Source organism: Streptomyces sp. NPDC030245, from assembly GCF_055572995.1.
Genome location: NZ_JBVICF010000019.1, coordinates 116,527 through 133,900 on the forward strand (window position 1 = coordinate 116,527; position 17,374 = coordinate 133,900).

The following is a 17,374-nucleotide window of genomic DNA, read 5'->3' on the forward strand; positions in this document are numbered from 1 at the left end:
AGGGAATTTCCCAGCGGGCCCCAACTCCAGCCCTACATGGGGGTGAACAGCAGCGGTCCGTGAAGCGGCTGTCCGCATGCCGGACACCCCATGTCATCCCCTGGGACGAAGAGTACGGTGCTCGTATGTCGGCCAGTTCTCGCAGCATCAATCTCGCAGTCATCCCCGGAGACGGCATCGGCCAAGAGGTCGTGGCCCAGGGGCTCAAGGTCCTCAACGCCGTGCTTCCGCAGGATGTGAAGCTCGAGACGGTGGAATTCGACTTCGGCGCGAGGCGGTACCACGCCACCGGTGAGACCCTCACCGACGCCGACGTGGAAGCCCTCAAGCAGCACGACGCGATCCTCCTCGGCGCGATCGGCGACCCCTCGGTCCCGTCCGGCGTCCTGGAGCGCGGCTTCCTGCTGAAGCTCCGGTTCCTCTTCGACCACCACGTCAACCTGCGGCCCTCGAAGCTGCTGCCCGGCGTCGCCACCCCGCTCGCCGGCCAGCCCGAGATCGACTTCATCGTCGTCCGCGAGGGCACCGAGGGCCCCTACACGGGCAACGGCGGCTCGATCCGCACCGGCACCCCGCACGAGGTCGCCACCGAGGTCTCCGTCAACACGGCCTTCGGTGTCGAGCGCGTGGTCCGCGACGCCTTCGCCCGCGCGCAGGCCCGCCCGCGCAAGAAGCTGACGCTGGTCCACAAGAACAACGTCCTCGCGTACGCCGGGCACCTCTGGACCAACGTCTTCAACCAGGTGGCCAAGGAGTTCCCCGAGGTCACCACCGACTACATCCACGTCGACGCCGCGACGATCTACCTCGTCACCGACCCCGGCCGCTTCGACGTGATCGTCACCGACAACCTCTTCGGCGACATCATCACCGACCTCGCCGCGGCGGTCTCCGGCGGCATCGGCGTCGCCGCCTCCGGCAACATCAACCCGAGCCGCGAGTTCCCGTCCATGTTCGAGCCGGTGCACGGCTCGGCGCCGGACATCGCGGGCCAGGGCAAGGCCGACCCGACGGCCACGGTCCTCTCCGTCGCGCTGCTCCTGCGCCACCTCGGGTACGAGGCCGAGGCCGCCCGCATCGAGGCCGCCGTCTCCGCCGACCTCGCGGAGCGCGGGGACACCGTCCGCACCACCGAGCAGATCGGCGACGCGCTCGCCGTACGAGTAGCGGGCTGACCCGGCAGCTCGTAGATCGCACGCAAGATCACGCAGTAGCCGCCGGGTCCTCAAGGCACCCGGCGGCTTCTCGTATGCGGCCCCCGGGTGTCACCATCGACCCCCGGGCCGCAATCATGCCGTTTCTGTCTCGGGACCCCGCGAGCGATAATCGAACGTGGGGCCGTGGAAGCAGCAGGGAAACTCGGACGTCCTAGTACTGGGCGTCCGGATGTGAGCGCGGTCCGTCACCATCACACGTGAAGGACGAAGCAGTCATGACGACGACGCCGACCATCGAGCTCAAGCCCTCCTCGACGCCGCTGGCCTCCGCGGAGCGCGAGGCGATCCTGGCCAACCCCGGGTTCGGCCGCCACTTCACCGACCACATGGTGACGATCAAGTGGACGGAAGGGCGCGGCTGGCACGACGGTCAGCTCGTGCCGTACGGCCCGCTCGCCCTCGACCCGGCGACGAACGTCCTGCACTACGCCCAGGAGATCTTCGAGGGCCTGAAGGCCTACCGGCAGCCCGACGGGTCGGTGGCCACGTTCCGCCCCGACGCCAACGCCCGCCGCTTCCAGGCCTCCGCGCGCCGCCTCGCGATGCCGGAGCTGCCGGTCGAGACGTTCATCGAGGCGTGCGACGTGCTGGTGCGCCAGGACAAGGCGTGGGTTCCGGCGCACGGCGGCGAGGAGTCCCTCTACCTGCGCCCCTTCATGATCGCCACCGAGGTCGGCCTGGGCGTGAAGCCCGCCAACGAATACCTCTTCGTCGTCATCGCCTCGCCCGCCGGCGCCTACTTCCCCGGCGGCGTGCAGCCCGTCTCGATCTGGCTCTCCGAGGACCGCGTGCGCGCCGTCCCCGGCGGCATGGGCGACGCCAAGACCGGCGGCAACTACGCCGCGTCGCTGCTCGCGCAGGCCGAGGCCGCGGCCAAGGGCTGCGACCAGGTGGCCTACCTCGACGCCGTCGAGCACAAGTGGGTCGAGGAACTGGGCGGCATGAACCTGTACTTCGTGTACGGCGACAAGATCGTCACCCCCGCCCTGACGGGGTCCCTCCTCGCCGGCATCACCCGCGACTCGCTCCTCTCGGTCGCCCGCGACCTCGGCTACACCTCGGAGGAGGGCCGCGTCTCCATCGACCAGTGGAAGACCGACACGGAGAACGGCACGCTCACCGAGGTCTTCGCCTGCGGCACGGCGGCCGTCATCACGCCCGTCGGCACGGTGAAGTGCAACTCGGGCGAGTGGCAGCAGAGCGGCGGCGAGCCGGGCGAGGTCACGATGAAGCTGCGTGAGGCGCTGCTGGATGTGCAGCGCGGGACCGTTGCTGACCAGCACGGCTGGATGCACGGGCTCGGCTGAGGGCTTGAGCGTTGTGCCGGCGGCCCGCTCCGGGGGCTTGTGTCTGCTCCCGGCTGCGGGCCGTTGTCGGCTGGGCGCGCAGTTCCCCGCGCCCCTGGGGACCCCGGCGTGCTGCCCGCCAGGAGCTCAGGAGGCCTGCTCGGGCTCGTCCTTGTTCTCGGCGGTCTCGGCGTTCTCGGCGTTCTCGGCGTCCGGCTTCGGCGTGTTCGAGCCCACCGGGGTGAGCGGGCCGGCGGTGAGGGCGTCGACGACGCCCAAGACCGCCGCTCCGGCGCCCTTGGCCGCGCGGACGCCGAGTCCTATCAGTTCTTCCATGGCCGTCAGGCTACGTGATCGGCGGAAGCGGCGGCCGGGGTGGCCTCGGGGGCGGCGGGCGCGGCCGCCCGGCCCGCCCGTGCCGACAGCGTCAGATACGCCGCCCCGCCCACCACGCCCGACAGCAGGAAGCTGAAGTCGACCCCGCCCGTCAGGGAGAGCAGCGGGCCCTCGTACGACGGCAGTGAGACGGCGAGCACGCCGACCGTCGCGCCCAGTGCCCAGGCCATCGTGGCCTGCACGTTCCAGCCGGCCCGGTACCAGTAGACGCCGCCCCTGGAGCGGCGGTTGAAGACCTGGAGGGCCTCCGCGTCGTACTCCCCGCGGCAGCGCGCGAAGCCGATCAGGGTGATCACCGCCCACGGGGTGCCGATGGCCGTCAGGAGGAGCACGAAGGACGTCATCGCGTCCTGAGCCTCCCACGCGAAGTGGCCGACGAAGACGCAGGCCGTGGCGACGACGGCGACCGTGTACGTGGCACGGGCGCGCGAGGCACGGGGCAGGATCGCGTCCAGGTCGAGGCCCATCGAGTAGAGCATCAGGCCCGCGTTGCCGACCGAGCCCGCGGAGGCGGCGAGCAGCAGCGGCACCAGGTACCAGGTGGGTGACGCGTCGACGAGCCCACCCGCGTAGTCGAGGGCGGCGCGCGCCGCGTACGCCGTGAACGTGCCGAAGAGCTGCGGGATCAGGAGCCCGGCGAGCAGGCCGAGCCAGGCCGCGCCGAGGACCGCGCGGGAGCTGTGCCGGGCCGGGGAGACATAGCGGGTGTAGTCGCCGAGGAGCGTGATGAAGGCGATCGGGCCGGAGAGGCCGGCGGCGACCAGGGCGAGCAGCCACGTCGGCCAGAACGAGCCGAGGAGGTAGCCGCCCGCGCCCGGCAGCGCCGACGTCGTGAAGTCGGGGGCGTACGCGACGACGCCGAGGATCAGCAGCGCCGTCATGCCGAAGGCGAGGACGCGGGAGAGCCGCAGCAGCACGCGGTAGCCGAAGACGGCGCCGATGACGGTGGCGGCGGCGAGCAGGGCGTAGACGACGGCGTACGAGAAGCCGCCGGCCGGCAGGCCGAGCAGGCGGTGCAGGGTGCCCACCATCACGTCGCCGCCGATCCAGATGGTCAGCGCGGTGTAGCCGAGGGAGAGCAGGAGGCCGACGACCGAGCCGACGAGGCGGCCGCGCACCCCGAACTGGGCACCGGACGACGTGGAGAGGTTCGTGCCGGTGCGCAGCGAGACGAGGGCGAGCGGCGCGGTCAGAGCCGTCCCGATCACCGTGCCCGCCACCACCGCGCTGACCGACTGCCACCAGCCGAGGCCGAACGAGACCGGCAGCCAGCCGAAGACGACCACCCCCAGGCAGAGGTTGGAGCCGATGAGGATCGACACGAGATCGCGGGGGCCGCTGGTGCGCTCCCCGTCCGGGATGGTGTCGACTCCGCGCTGTTCTATCGGCATGAGGGTGCCCCTGACGCTCGCTGGTCCGCAATGGTTGCCCCATTTTTGAGCAGCGCTCAATGTGACCTGTCCGACGCCCCCGCGTCAATGCCCTGGGCACCGCTTCCCGTGTGCGGATTTCGTAGTTAGAGTGGCACTCTAAACGTGGAACAGGGAGGTACGGCGCGTGCGACTCACGCCCACCGAACGCGACCGGCTGCTGCTCTTCGGGGCCGCCGAGCTCGCCAGGTCCCGCAAGGCGCGCGGCCTCAGACTCAACGTCCCGGAGGCGACCGCGCTGATCGCCGACACGGTCTGCGAGGCCGCCCGCGACGGCGCCCGGCTCGCCGAGGCCGTCGAGCGGGCCCGCTCGGTGCTCGGCCCGGACGACGTGCTGCCCGGCGTCGCGGACGTGGTGACCGAGGTGCACGTGGAGGCCGTCTTCGACGACGGGTCCCGGCTCGCGGTCGTCTCCGACCCGATCGGCGAGGGGCTCGGCGCCGAGGCGCCGGGCGCGCTCCTTCCCGGGCCGCTGCACGAGGACCCCGCCCCGGCCGTGGAGCTGACCGTGCGCAACACCGCCACCGTGCCCGTCTCCGTGACCTCGCACTTCCACTTCTTCGAGGCCAACCCCCGGCTCGACTTCGACCGCGCCGCCGCGTACGGCATGCGGCTCGCCGTGCCCGCCGGGTCCTCCGTCCGCTTCGGACCCGGCGAGAGCGTCGCCGTCGGGCTGCTGCCCCTCGGCGGCGAGCGGATCGCCATCGGCTTCGCGGGCCTGGTGGACGGCCCGCTGGACGCGCCGGGCGTCCGCGAGGAGGCGCTGCGCCGCGCCGCCGCCTGCGGCTACCTCGGCGTACCGGAAACGACAGAGCAGGAGGCGAAGCGATGAGCCGCCCCGAGAGCCACCCCGCCGAACCGCGCCGCCTCACCCCGTACGAGTACGCCGCCACGCACGGCCCCCGCGCCGGCGACCACGTCCGGCTCGGCGACTCCGGCCTGACGATCCGCGTGGAGTCCGACGCCCAGAAGTACGGCGACGAGTTCCTCGCCGGATTCGGCAAGACGGCCCGCGACGGGATCCACCTGAAGGCCGCCGCCGTCCGCGAGACCTGCGACGTCGTCATCAGCAACGTGGTCGTCATCGACGCCGTGCAGGGCATCCGCAAGGTGTCCATCGGCATCAGGGAAGGCCGCATCCACGCCATCGGGCGCGCGGGCAACCCCGACACCCTCGACGGCGTCGACGTCGTGGTCGGCACCGGCACGTCCATCGTGTCGGGGGAGGGGCTCATCGCCACCGCCGGGTCTGTGGACACCCACGTGCACCTGCTCTCGCCGCGCATCATGGAGGCCTCCCTCGCCTCCGGCGTCACCACGATCATCGGTCAGGAGTTCGGGCCCGTCTGGGGCGTCGGCGTCAACTCGCCCTGGGCGCTGCGCCACGCCTTCAACGCCTTCGACGCCTGGCCCGTCAACATCGGCTTCCTCGGGCGCGGCTCGTCCTCGCACGACGCCCCGCTGATCGAGGCGCTCGCCGAGGGCGGCGCGTCCGGCTTCAAGGTGCACGAGGACATGGGCGCGCACACCCGCGCCCTGGACACCGCGCTGCGCGTCGCCGAGGAGCACGACGTGCAGGTCGCCCTGCACAGCGACGGCCTGAACGAGTGCCTGTCGGTGGAGGACACCCTGAAGGTCCTCGAAGGGCGCACCATCCACGCCTTCCACATCGAGGGGTGCGGCGGCGGCCACGTGCCGAACGTCCTGAAGATGGCGGGCGTGCCGAACGTCATCGGCTCCTCCACCAACCCCACCCTGCCCTTCGGCCGGGACGCCGTCGCCGAGCACTACGGCATGATCGTCTCCGTCCACGACCTCAAGACCGACCTGCCCGGCGACGCCGCCATGGCCCGCGACCGCATCCGTGCCGGGACGATGGGCGCCGAGGACGTCCTGCACGACCTGGGGGCCATCGGCATCACCTCGTCGGACGCGCAGGGCATGGGCCGGGCCGGCGAGACCGTCCGCCGCACCTTCGCGATGGCCGGGAAGATGAAGGCCGAGCTCGGCCCCATGGAGGGCGACGGCCCGCACGACGACAACGCGCGCGTCCTGCGCTACATGGCCAAGCTGACCATCAACCCCGCCCTCGCCCACGGCCTCGCCCACGAGGTCGGCTCCATCGAGGTCGGCAAGCTCGCCGACATCGTCCTGTGGCGCCCCGAGTACTTCGGCGCCAAGCCGCAGCTCGTCCTCAAGTCCGGCTTCCCCGCGTACGGCGTCGTGGGCGACCCGAACGCCGCGACCGACACCTGCGAACCCCTCGTCCTCGGACCGCAGTTCGGGGCGTACGGCGCGACGCCCGCCGACATCTCCGTCGCGTTCGTCGCGCAGGCCGCCGTCGACCAGGGCAACGACCTGATGCCCACGCGCCGCCGCCGGGTCGCGGTGCGCGGCACGCGCGGCATCGGCCCCGCCGACCTGCGCCTGAACTCCCGCACCGGCGCCGTCGACGTGGACCAGCGCTCCGGCCTCGTCACCCTCGACGGCGACCCGCTCCGCTCCGAGCCCGCCGACTCCGTCTCCCTCAACCGCCTCTACTTCCTTTAAGGGTTTACGTCATGTCTGCTGCCGCCGACGGCTTCCGCATGCCCGCCGAGTGGGCCCCGCACGAACGCACCTGGATGGCGTGGCCGTGCCCCAACCCCACCTTCGACGACCCCGAGGGCCTCGACGACTCCCGCCTCGCCTGGGCCAACGTCGCCCGCGCCGTACGCCGCTTCGAGCCGGTCACCGTGGTCTGCGGGCCCGGTCAGGCCACGTACGCGAAGGAGCTCCTCGGCCCGGACATCGACGTCACCGAGCGCGAGCTCGACGACGCCTGGATGCGGGACATCGGGCCCACCTTCCTGACCGACGGGAAGGGGCAGCTGGCCGCCGTCGACTGGACGTTCAACGGCTGGGGCGCCCAGGAGTGGGCCCGCTGGGACCACGACTCCAAGATCGGGGCGCACGTCGCCGACCTCGCGGGGGCCCGCACGTACACCTCGAAGCTCGTCAACGAGGGCGGCGGCATCCACGTCGACGGCGACGGCACCGTCCTGCTCACCGAGACCGTCCAGCTCGGCCCCGAGCGCAACCCCGGCTGGACCAGGGAGCAGGTCGAGGCGGAGATCCACGCCCACCTCGGCACCACCAAGGCGATCTGGCTGCCGCGCGGCCTCACCGCCGACTATCCGGGGCACGGCTACGGCACCCTCGGCCACGTCGACATCGTCGCCGCCTTCGCCGCGCCCGGCGTCGTCCTCGTCCACTCCCAGCGCGACCCCGCCCACCCGGACTTCGAGGTCAGCAAGGAGGTCGTCGCGACCCTCCAGGGCCAGACGGACGCCCGCGGCCGCACCCTGCGGATCGTCGAGGTGCCCGCCCCGACCGTCATCGAGGACGACGAGGGCTGGGTCGACTACTCCTACATCAACCACTACCTCTGCAACGGCGGCGTCGTCCTGTGCGCCTTCGGCGACCCCAACGACGAGCTGGCGGCGGGCATCTTCCGCGGTCTCTTCCCGGACCGGACCGTGACGCTCGTGGACGCCCGTACGATCTTTGCCGGGGGTGGTGGCATCCACTGCATCACCCAGCAGCAGCCGAAGGTGTGAGCAAGGAGAACGGGATGGCCGGTCAGGCGCGCGCGCGGAAGAACGCCCCACCGCGCGAGGACGTCATGGCGGCCGCCATGGAGATGATCGCCGAGCGCGGCCTGGAGAAGCTGACCATGGCCGCGCTCGGCCGCGAGGTCGGCATGAGCTCCGGCCACCTCCTCTACTACTTCCGCACCAAGGACGAGCTGCTGCTGCGCACCCTGGAGTGGAGCGAGGGCCGCCTCGGCGCCGAGCGCGGCCGCCTCCTCGCCCGCCGGGGCACGGCCCGCGAGCGCCTCGACGCGTACGTCGAGCTGTACGTCCCCGACGCCGTCGGCGACCCCCACTGGACGCTCTGGCTGGAGGTCTGGAACCGCTCCCTCAACGCCGACGAGGAGGGCCGCGACCGGCAGGCCGCCATCGAGGGCGCCTGGCACCGCGACCTGGTGGCGCTGCTCGCCGAGGGCGTCTCGCGCGGCGAGTTCGGACCGGTCGACCCCGACCGCTTCGCGTCCCGCCTGCGGGCGCTGCTCGACGGGTTCTCCATCCATGTGGCGATCGGGCTGCGGGGGACGGGGCGGGACCAGGTCCTCGCGCACGTGCGGGAGTTCCTGGACGGCACGCTCGCACCGGCGGGCGGTGCGTCCCATGTGCCGCCCGCATCGTGAGACGGGGAAGCGCACTGTGTGCACGCTGTGGCAGGCTGCCACCGTGCTCTCGTTCGCCATGATTATTGGCAGCAGGCGCGCCGGTCCGCAGTGACCGCCTCGTACCCATCACGTACGGGCGGACACCGTCGCCTCGACCCGCGCGCAGACCTCTCGCACCCGCGAGGGGTTTTTTCGTTTCCCGGCCCAACTGCACCCGGACACGGAGCGCGCGGGATCATTGGGGGTGGTGGAGCCGGTCATTCCGGTAGACCGAGATCCGACACAGGAGCCAGATCAGCATGACGGAAACCAGCGCACCCGACGATTCCTTCCACGTCTTCGACACGACGCTGCGCGACGGCGCGCAGCGCGAAGGCATCAACCTCACCGTCGCGGACAAGCTGACCATCGCCCGGCACCTGGACGACTTCGGCGTCGGCTTCATCGAAGGCGGCTGGCCCGGCGCCAACCCGCGCGACACCGAGTTCTTCGCGCGGGCCCAGCGGGAGATCACCTTCCGGCACGCCCAGCTCGTCGCCTTCGGCGCCACCCGCCGCCCGAACGCCAAAGCGGCCGACGACCCGCAGGTCAACGCCCTCCTCGCGGCCGGCGCCCCCGTCATCACCCTCGTCGCCAAGGCCCACGACCGGCACGTCGAACTGGCCCTGCGCACCACCCTCGAAGAGAACCTGGAGATGGTCCGCGACACCGTCTCCCACCTCGTCGCCGAAGGCCGCCGCGTCTTCGTCGACTGCGAGCACTTCTTCGACGGCTACCGCGCCAACCCCGAGTACGCCAAGGCGGTCGTGCGGACCGCCGCCGAGGCCGGCGCCGACGTCGTCATCCTGTGCGACACCAACGGCGGCATGCTGCCCGCCCAGGTGCAGGCCGTCGTCTCCACCGTCGTCGCCGACACCGGCGCCCGGCTCGGCATCCACGCCCAGGACGACACCGGCTGCGCCGTCGCCAACACCCTCGCCGCCGTCGACGCCGGCGCCACCCACGTCCAGTGCACCGCCAACGGCTACGGCGAGCGCGTCGGCAACGCCAACCTCTTCCCCGTCGTCGCCGCCCTGGAGCTGAAGTACGGCAAGCAGGTCCTGCCCGAGGGCTCGCTGCGCGAGATGACCCGCGTCTCGCACGCCATCGCCGAGGTCGTGAACCTGACCCCGTCGACCCACCAGCCCTACGTCGGCGTCTCCGCCTTCGCCCACAAGGCCGGACTGCACGCCTCCGCGATCAAGGTCGACCCGGACCTCTACCAGCACATCGACCCCGACCTCGTCGGCAACCGCATCCGTATGCTCGTCTCCGACATGGCGGGCCGCGCCTCCATCGAGCTCAAGGGCAAGGAGCTCGGCGTCGACCTCGGCGGCGACCGCGCGCTGATCGGCCGCGTCGTCGACCGCGTCAAGGAGCGCGAGCTCCAGGGCTACACGTACGAGGCCGCCGACGCCTCCTTCGAGCTGCTGCTCCGCGAGGAGGCCGAGGGCCGAGCCCGCCGCTACTTCCGCGTCGAGTCCTGGCGGGCCATCGTCGAGGACCGTCCCGACGGCACGCACGCCAACGAAGCGACCGTGAAGCTGTGGGCCAAGGGCGAGCGCATCGTCGCCACCGCGGAGGGCAACGGCCCGGTCAACGCCCTCGACCGGGCGCTGCGGGTCGGCCTGGAGCGGATCTACCCCCAGCTCGCCAAGTTGGAGCTCGTCGACTACAAGGTCCGCATCCTGGAGGGCAAGCACGGCACGTCCTCCACGACGCGCGTCCTGATCTCCACCACCGACGGCGTCGGCGAGTGGTCGACCGTCGGCGTCGCGGAGAACGTCATCGCCGCGTCGTGGGGCGCGCTGGAGGACGCGTACACCTACGGGCTGCTGCGGGCCGGGGTCGAGCCGGTGGAGTAGCCCCGGTACGCAGCGGGACCGACTGGGTTACGTTCGAAGTATGAAGAATCGGACGAAGCGGATCACTGTCGGACTATCCGGGCTGCTGCTCGCCCTGGGTGCCGTGTCCTTCACCGCGGCGCCCGTGGCCCCGGACCCCTCCGGCGTGTCGGTGGTCGCCGACGCCTGGGAGAAGAGTCCGGTGTACGTCGACCGCGCGGCGTCGGACCAGCTGTCGCAGGAGCAGGCCGACGCCCTCGCCCAGCGGATCGTCAGGGCCGACAAGCCGGTGTTCGTCGCCGTCCTGCCGGCCGACTTCCCGCAGCAGAACCTCTTCCAGCGGCTGCGCGCCGAGACCGGGGTGACCGGGGTGTACGCCGTCCGGCTCGGCGACGGGTTCGACGCGAAGGCCGACCGGTCCGTGCTGACCGGCAACGCCGTCGGCAACCTCGTCTCGCTCGTCCGGGGCGAGGACACCCCGGCCCAGCTCGACCACTTCGTCGACCAGGCACTCGCGCAGGCGGGCGGCCGGGCTCCGCAGTCGTGGGGCGGTGGCCAGGACCACGAGATCTCGGTGGGCGCCCTGCTCGGGGTCGGCGTGGTCGTCGTGGCGGGCGCCGGCGGGGCGTACGCGATCGTGCGGCGCAAGAAGCGGCGCCACGAGGAGGCGCAGCGCGAGTCGCTGCGCAAGCTGTCCGTCGTCGTCGACGAGGACATCACCGCGTTCGGCGAGGAGCTGGACCGGCTCGACTTCCATCCCGCTGAGCCGGGGGCGGACGACGCGATGCGCGCGGACTACGAGCGGGCGCTCGACGCGTACGAGAAGGCGAAGTCGTCCATGGCGGCCGCCACCCGTCCCGAGGACGTGCGGGGCGTCACCCAGGCGCTGGAGGACGGGCGCTTCTCCCTGGCCCTGCTCGCCGCGCGACGGGAGGGGCGCGAGCTGCCGGAGCGGCGCGCCCCGTGCTTCTTCGACCCGCGGCACGGGCCTTCGGTCGAGGACGCGGCATGGGCGCCCGCGGGCGGGGCCGAACGCTCGGTCCCGGTCTGCGCGGCGGACGCGGCGCGCCTGGCGGACGGCCGGGACCCGATGGTGCGGACGGTGGCCACGGAGTCCGGGGAGCGGCGGCCCTACTGGGAGGCCGGACCGGCGTACGGGCCGTGGGCCGGCGGCTACTTCGGCGGGGGCATCCTGCCGGGTCTCCTCGTCGGCACGATGCTCGGCGGCATGATGATGAGTCCGGCGTACGCGGCGGACTACGGGCCCGGGTACGGCGACCCCGGCGGTTTCGAGGGCGGCGACTTCTCGGGAGCGGACTTCGACCCCCGGGACTTCGGGGGCGGCGGAGACTTCGGCGGGGGAGGGGACTTCGGAGGCGGCGGAGACTTCGGAGGCGGCGGGGACTTCGGAGGTGGGGGTGGGTTCTAGGGACCCGGAAGTGACTCAGTCCGTCGCCTGCGGGGCGGTCGGCGGAACCGTCACCGGCCAGCGTCCCGGATGTCCGGGCGGCAGCGCCAAGTCCCGTCGTACGGCCGCGTAGAACGCCTCGCGAGCGGCGCGCTGGCGCTCCAGCAACTCCGCCCATGCCTCGGGGTCATGGGTGTCCTCCCGCAGGAACTGCTCCATCCGGATCACCAGGAGCACCCAGGCCCGCGCCTCCTCGACCACGTCCGGCGCGCCGAGCATGAGCAGCGCCTCACCGGCCGGGTCGCGGGCCTCGGCGGCCCGGGTGAAATGGGGGACCGCCTCTTCGGGCGAGAGGGGGTGGGGGTGCGGGTCGTTGCCCAGGTGGGCGGCGACACGGTAGGTGAGGCTGACGGTCTGCCGCAGGACCCGGGCGTACTCGGTGTAGACGGCGAGCCGCCGCTCCTCCCAGCGCGCCGCCTGCTCCCGCCGGAACCGGATGCGGTCGCCCCGCGTGATCGCCACGTACGAACCGAGCGCACCGACGATCACGCCGAGGAGAGCGGGCAGCTGCTGTATGAACTCCGACACGGCGAAACGTTAGCGTGCGCGGCGGCCGCGGTCGGAGGGATGCGGCAGGTCTCAGGAACCAGCCTTGATCGCCGAGATGTCGAAGCTCAGCTTGATCTTGTCGGAGACGAGCAGGCCGCCGGTCTCCAGCGCGGCGTTCCACGTGAGGCCCCACTCCGAGCGCAGGATCTCGGCCTTGCCCTCGAAGCCGACGCGCTCGTTGCCGAAGGGGTCCTTGGCCGAGCCGTTGAACTCCAGGTCGATGGTGAGCGGCTTCGTGGTGCCCAGGATCGTCAGGTCGCCGGTGACGCGGTAGTCGTCGCCGCCCAGCGCCTCCGTCTTCGTGGAGCGGAAGGTCATCCGGGGGAATTCCTCGGTCTTGAAGAAGTCCGCGCTCTTCAGGTGCCCGTCACGGTCGGCGTTGCCGGTGTCGATGCTGTCCATCGTGACGTCGAGGGAGGCCGTCGAGCGGGACGGGTCCGTGCCGTCCAGGTGCAGCGTGCCCTCGAAGTCGAGGAAGGAGCCCTTGACGTTGGTGACCATGGCGTGGCGGGCGACGAAGCCGATCGTGGTGTGCGCCGGGTCGATGGTGTAGTCGCCGGTGAGCGCGGCGAGCTCCGGGCTGACCGGCGCGGGGGCGGTAGCGGCGGGGGCGGTGGTGGTGGCGGTTTCGTTCTTGCGGCCGAAGAGACCCATGACGTGCTCCTTGGGGACGAGCTGCTTCGTCAGCAGCTTCTGTTGAATGTTCAACGAGAATGAAGGTAGCGCGATTCTGTTCAACATTCAACCTCTCGGACGAAGTCGGCGTGTTTTGGCCGGGTGGCGCGGGGTGGCGCCACGTTCGCGCGCGATGGCGCCATCTTGCGCCAAGTCGTGCGCCATACGTGCTGAGCTGCGAAAAGAGGTGTCACTGCGCCTTCGGATCGCACGGATGGCGTCGCAGTGGCTTGCCGTGGCGCCAAACTGATGCCATGATGGCGTCATGAACCTCACGCAGTACGTCGACCAGCTCCGTCACGAGCTCGCGGTGGCCGCCGAAGCGGGCGGCGACGAGGCCCGCGCCCTGGCCGAGCGCCTCACCGCCCCGCTGGAATCGGCCGCCCGGCTCACCCTGCTGAACGCGCTCTCCGCCGCCGCGGAGGAGATCACCGTCGATCTCGCGCCGGGCTCGGTCGACGTGCGGCTGCGTGGAGTCGACCCCGAGTTCGTCGTGACACCGCCGCCGGCGGTGGAGGCCTTCGACGCACGGGCGGAGTACGCGGCCCTCATGGCCGCCCAGCCCGCGCCGCCCCCGGCCCCCGCCGCACCCGAGGCCGCGGACGACGGCGGCACCGCCCGGATCAACCTCCGCCTGCCCGCGCACGTCAAGGCCCGCGTCGAGGAGGCCGCCAACCGCGACGGCCTCTCGGTCAACGCGTGGCTCGTCCGCGCGGTCTCCGCCGCACTGGACCGGCCCGACGCCCGGCCGGGCATGACGGCGAACCGCGAGACCCGGAGCTCGGGCAACGGGTTCACCGGCTGGGTGCGCTAGCCCGGCGCTCTCGCGGGACGTGCGGAACGTTCACCTTCACCGATCGAGCCATGCGGGCTCGCCGAGCCGGCAGGACGGGACAGCCATGCCTTCTTTCGACACCCCCAAGCCCATCACCGCCACCGTCACCTTCGACGTGGGAAACCTGAAGATCGTGGCGGGAGACCGCGCGGACACCGTCGTCGACGTGCGCCCCAGCAGCGAGGCGCAGGACGGCGACGTCAGGGCGGCCGACCGCACCCGCGTCGAGTTCTCCAACGGAAAGTTGCTGGTCAAGGGCCCCAAGGAGCGCTCGCTCTTCGGTAAGGGCCCCTCGATCGACGTGGAGATCGCACTGCCCGCCGGTTCCCAGGTGCACGCCACCACCGCCATGGCGCACCTCACCGCCGAAGGCGGCCTGGGCGAGTGCGAGTACAAGACGTCCGCGGGTGACGTGCAGCTGGAGCGGGCGGCCGGTCTCCGTCTGAACACCGGCTACGGCGACATCTCCGTGGGCCGCGCGGACGGCCCGGCCGACCTCCGCACCGGCTCCGGCGAGATCCGCGCCGGCGAGGTCAAGGGGTCGGTGTCGGTCAAGAGCTCCAACGGCAACACGAGCCTCGGCGACATCGAGGGCGGCATCACGGTGAAGGCGTCCAACGGCTCCGTCACCGTCGACCGCGCCGCCGCCGACGTCAGCGTCAAGACGGCCAACGGGCCCATCCGGGTCGGCGAGTTGGCGCGCGGTGAGGCCGTACTCGAAACCGCCGCGGGCAAGATCGAGATCGGCATCCCGGAGGGCACGGCCGCCTGGCTCGACGTACGGACGAAGACGGGCAACGTGCGCCAGTCGCTGGAGGCGTCGGACGCGCCCGGCGAGCCCGCGGACACGCTGAAGGTGCGGGCCCGCACGTCGATGGGCGACATCGTGATCCACCGCGCCTGATCCCGCAATTTCGCACCTGCGACACCCGCTTTAGGGGGGCGGTGCTCCACCCCTCTCCAGCCCCCTCACTTCTCCATCCCCCTCACCTCAGCTGCCGCCCCGGCAGCCGTCCGGGACCAGAATCGAACTGGTGTCCGGTACTGAAGCTGCCCTCCCGCGCAAACCGAAGCTGCCCTCCCTCGAAGAAGGAACGGACATGGTTACGCCCCACCAGTCGCGCCCCGCGGCGATCACCGCCACCGGTCTCCGCAAGTCCTACGGCGAGAAGACCGTCCTCGACGGCATCGACCTGCACATCCCGCAGGGCACGATCTTCTCCCTGCTCGGCCCCAACGGCGCGGGCAAGACGACCGCCGTGCAGATCCTCTCCACCCTCATCTCCGCCGACGCCGGCAAGGCGTCGGTGGCGGGCCACGACCTGGCGGCCGAACCCGACGCGGTGCGTGCCGCGATCGGTGTCACCGGCCAGTTCTCCGCCGTCGACAACCTCCTCACCGGAGAGGAGAACCTGACGCTCATGGCCGACCTGTACGGCTACGGGCGCCGCGAGGGCCGTCACCTCGCCGCCGACCTCATCGAGCGGTTCGACCTGATCGAGGCGGCGAGGAAGCCCGCGTCGACGTACTCGGGCGGCATGCGGCGCCGCCTCGACATCGCGATGACGCTGGTCGGCGGCCCGCGCGTGATCTTCCTGGACGAGCCGACCACCGGACTCGACCCGCGCAGCCGGCACGGCATGTGGGAGATCGTCCGCGAACTCGTCGCCGACGGCGTCACCATCTTCCTCACCACGCAGTACCTGGAGGAGGCCGACCAACTCGCCGACACCATCGCGGTGTTGAGCGGCGGCAAGCTGGTGGCCCAGGGCACCCCCGCCGAGCTGAAGCGCCTCGTCCCGGGCGGCCACGTCCAGCTGCGCTTCGCCGACGTCCGGGGTCTCGAGTCCGCCGCTCGGCTGCTCGGCACCGGCACCCGCGACGACGACGCCCTGACCCTCCAGGTCCCCAGCGACGGCAGCCTGCGCTCCGTCAAGGCCGTACTCGACCGGATCGACGCCACCGAGATCGAGGTCGAGGCGCTCGCCATCGACACCCCCGACCTGGACGACGTCTTCTTCGCCATGACCGGCAGCCCCGCCAAGCCGTGACCGCCCGCCCCGCCCACGAGAGAGCGACGACCCGATGAGCACCGTCACCACCACCCCGACCGTCACGCGCGCCGCCCGCCCGGTCCCCGCCCGCCCCTCCGCGCTGCGCAACTCACGGACCATGCTGCGCCGCAACCTCCTGCACGCCCGCCGCTACCCGGCCATGACGATCAGCCTGGTGAGCATGCCCATCGCCATGCTGCTGCTCTTCAACTACGTCTTCGGCGGCACGATGTCGGCGGGCATGGGCGGCGCGGGGGCCGGCGACTACATCGACTACCTCGTCCCCGGCATCCTGCTGATGGCCGTCGGCTCGGGTGTCCTGCCCACCACGGTCGGCGTCTGCACCGACATGACCGAGGGGATCGTGGCCCGCTTCCGGACCATGCCGATCAACGGCTCCTCGGTGCTCACCGGCCGTGCCGTCGGCGCCGTCATCCAGACCCTGATCACCCTGGTCCTCGTCACCGGCGTCGCCTTCCTCGTGGGCTTCCGCTCCAGCGCCGAACCCGTCGAATGGCTCGCCGCTGCCGGTCTCCTCACCCTCATGAGCACCGCGCTGACCTGGCTCGCCGTCGCGCTCGGTCAGCTGGTCAAGGCCCCGGAGGCGGCGAGCAGCGTCGCCCTGCCCTTCTCGTTCCTGCTGCCCTTCCTCAGCAGCGTGTTCGTGCCGCTCGACTCGATGCCGGACTGGCTGCGCCACTTCGCCGAGTGGCAGCCCTACACCGCCTTCACCGAGACCCTGCGCGGGCTGCTGACCGGCGGCGAGATCGGCAAGTTCGGGCCGCTCGCGGTGGGCTGGGGCATCGCCATCGCCCTGCTCGGCTTCGTCTGGGCGCGCTCGCTGTTCAAGCGCGACGCGACGCGCTGACCCCCACCGGCCCCGCGGCCCCCGTATCGTCGCTTGTTGTCGGTCCCCGCCAATTCGGTACCGCCCCCGGCGGGGCACTGGCAGAGGCGCTGTGACGCACCCCTTTTGTGGAATCCCTACAACGGTAGAGGGGCTGAGCCGTCACTTCTTCGTGGCCCCAGCGGGCTTCTGTCCGGGGGTGCCAGGAAAACGGCCCGGAGACTGTACAGAGTCGACGGTCCGTTTCCAGGGGGGCGCTCCGTAAGGTCGCTACATGACCGTTTTGGACGAGACCGCCTCCGGGAGCGAGCCCACCGACTCGCACGGCCGCGTGGCCGAACTGCACGAGATCCGTGCGGAGGCGCTGCGCGGGCCGAGTGAGAAGGCGACCGAGGCGCAGCACGCCAAGGGCAAGCTGACGGCCCGCGAGCGGATCGAGCTGTTGCTGGACCCGGATTCGTTCACTGAGGTCGAGCAGTTGCGCCGGCACCGGGCCACGGGTT

At 71.7% G+C, this 17,374-nt stretch carries 17 protein-coding genes; 13 read left to right on the forward strand and 4 right to left on the reverse strand.

What is annotated here, in order from left to right; all coding sequences use genetic code 11:
* Nucleotides 1-125 precede the first annotated feature (125 nt).
* Together ACZ4Z4_RS37295 and ACZ4Z4_RS37300 are read left to right on the forward strand one after the other, a co-directional pair.
* Nucleotides 126-1,175, forward strand: coding sequence for a 3-isopropylmalate dehydrogenase (locus tag ACZ4Z4_RS37295; protein ID WP_468337971.1), 1,050 nt, complete (start codon nucleotides 126-128; stop codon nucleotides 1,173-1,175).
* Nucleotides 1,176-1,432: 257 nt separating this feature from the next.
* Nucleotides 1,433-2,524, forward strand: a complete 1,092-nt coding sequence (locus ACZ4Z4_RS37300; RefSeq protein ID WP_468337974.1) for a branched-chain amino acid aminotransferase — start codon at nucleotides 1,433-1,435, stop codon at nucleotides 2,522-2,524.
* A 126-nt stretch (nucleotides 2,525-2,650) separates the two neighbouring features.
* On the opposite strand, the gene ACZ4Z4_RS37305 is transcribed toward ACZ4Z4_RS37300, so the two are convergent.
* Together ACZ4Z4_RS37305 and ACZ4Z4_RS37310 are read right to left on the reverse strand one after the other, a co-directional pair.
* The gene (locus ACZ4Z4_RS37305) at nucleotides 2,651-2,839 is read right to left on the reverse strand and encodes a hypothetical protein (RefSeq protein ID WP_468337976.1); all 189 of its coding nucleotides are present in this window, start codon (nucleotides 2,837-2,839) and stop codon (nucleotides 2,651-2,653) included.
* A gap of 5 nt (nucleotides 2,840-2,844) precedes the next feature.
* Nucleotides 2,845-4,290, reverse strand: coding sequence for a cytosine permease (locus ACZ4Z4_RS37310; RefSeq protein WP_468337979.1), 1,446 nt, complete (start codon nucleotides 4,288-4,290; stop codon nucleotides 2,845-2,847).
* A gap of 166 nt (nucleotides 4,291-4,456) precedes the next feature.
* Between ACZ4Z4_RS37310 and ureA the strand changes: the two genes are divergently transcribed.
* The 6 genes from ureA (at nucleotide 4,457) to ACZ4Z4_RS37340 (ending at nucleotide 11,872) form a co-directional block, all read left to right on the forward strand.
* Nucleotides 4,457-5,161: an urease subunit gamma gene (gene ureA / locus ACZ4Z4_RS37315; protein ID WP_468337982.1), complete on the forward strand. Its 705-nt coding sequence runs from the start codon at nucleotides 4,457-4,459 to the stop codon at nucleotides 5,159-5,161.
* Complete coding sequence (locus ACZ4Z4_RS37320; protein ID WP_468337985.1) at nucleotides 5,158-6,879, forward strand: urease subunit alpha; 1,722 nt, start codon at nucleotides 5,158-5,160, stop codon at nucleotides 6,877-6,879. The genes ureA and ACZ4Z4_RS37320 overlap by 4 nt, the downstream gene beginning before the upstream one ends.
* A gap of 11 nt (nucleotides 6,880-6,890) precedes the next feature.
* Nucleotides 6,891-7,928, forward strand: a complete 1,038-nt coding sequence (locus ACZ4Z4_RS37325) for an agmatine deiminase family protein (RefSeq protein WP_468337988.1) — start codon at nucleotides 6,891-6,893, stop codon at nucleotides 7,926-7,928.
* 14 nt (nucleotides 7,929-7,942) lie between these two features.
* Entirely contained in the window at nucleotides 7,943-8,578 is a 636-nt protein-coding gene (locus tag ACZ4Z4_RS37330; protein WP_468337990.1) for a TetR/AcrR family transcriptional regulator, read from the forward strand.
* A 281-nt stretch (nucleotides 8,579-8,859) separates the two neighbouring features.
* The gene (gene cimA, locus ACZ4Z4_RS37335) at nucleotides 8,860-10,464 is read left to right on the forward strand and encodes a citramalate synthase (protein WP_468337993.1); all 1,605 of its coding nucleotides are present in this window, start codon (nucleotides 8,860-8,862) and stop codon (nucleotides 10,462-10,464) included.
* 40 nt (nucleotides 10,465-10,504) lie between these two features.
* On the forward strand, nucleotides 10,505-11,872 hold the full coding sequence (locus ACZ4Z4_RS37340; protein ID WP_468337996.1) for a hypothetical protein: 1,368 nt from the start codon (nucleotides 10,505-10,507) through the stop codon (nucleotides 11,870-11,872).
* A gap of 15 nt (nucleotides 11,873-11,887) precedes the next feature.
* Here the strand turns inward: ACZ4Z4_RS37340 and ACZ4Z4_RS37345 are convergent, their stop codons facing one another.
* Together ACZ4Z4_RS37345 and ACZ4Z4_RS37350 are read right to left on the reverse strand one after the other, a co-directional pair.
* Complete coding sequence (locus ACZ4Z4_RS37345; protein WP_468337999.1) at nucleotides 11,888-12,439, reverse strand: hypothetical protein; 552 nt, start codon at nucleotides 12,437-12,439, stop codon at nucleotides 11,888-11,890.
* 51 nt (nucleotides 12,440-12,490) lie between these two features.
* Complete coding sequence (locus tag ACZ4Z4_RS37350) at nucleotides 12,491-13,114, reverse strand: YceI family protein (protein ID WP_468338045.1); 624 nt, start codon at nucleotides 13,112-13,114, stop codon at nucleotides 12,491-12,493.
* Between the two features lie 286 nt (nucleotides 13,115-13,400).
* Between ACZ4Z4_RS37350 and ACZ4Z4_RS37355 the strand changes: the two genes are divergently transcribed.
* The 5 genes from ACZ4Z4_RS37355 to ACZ4Z4_RS37375 form a co-directional block, all read left to right on the forward strand.
* On the forward strand, nucleotides 13,401-13,949 hold the full coding sequence (locus ACZ4Z4_RS37355) for a hypothetical protein (RefSeq protein WP_468338002.1): 549 nt from the start codon (nucleotides 13,401-13,403) through the stop codon (nucleotides 13,947-13,949).
* An 85-nt stretch (nucleotides 13,950-14,034) separates the two neighbouring features.
* Nucleotides 14,035-14,874: a DUF4097 family beta strand repeat-containing protein gene (locus tag ACZ4Z4_RS37360; RefSeq protein WP_468338005.1), complete on the forward strand. Its 840-nt coding sequence runs from the start codon at nucleotides 14,035-14,037 to the stop codon at nucleotides 14,872-14,874.
* Nucleotides 14,875-15,070: 196 nt separating this feature from the next.
* On the forward strand, nucleotides 15,071-16,021 hold the full coding sequence (locus tag ACZ4Z4_RS37365) for an ATP-binding cassette domain-containing protein (protein ID WP_468338008.1): 951 nt from the start codon (nucleotides 15,071-15,073) through the stop codon (nucleotides 16,019-16,021).
* Between the two features lie 34 nt (nucleotides 16,022-16,055).
* Nucleotides 16,056-16,892 carry an ABC transporter permease gene (locus ACZ4Z4_RS37370; protein WP_468338011.1) on the forward strand — a complete coding sequence of 279 codons (837 nt, stop codon included), beginning with the start codon at nucleotides 16,056-16,058 and terminating at the stop codon, nucleotides 16,890-16,892.
* Between the two features lie 253 nt (nucleotides 16,893-17,145).
* The coding region (locus ACZ4Z4_RS37375) for a carboxyl transferase domain-containing protein (RefSeq protein ID WP_468338014.1) at nucleotides 17,146-17,374 on the forward strand (229 nt) is incomplete at its 3' end.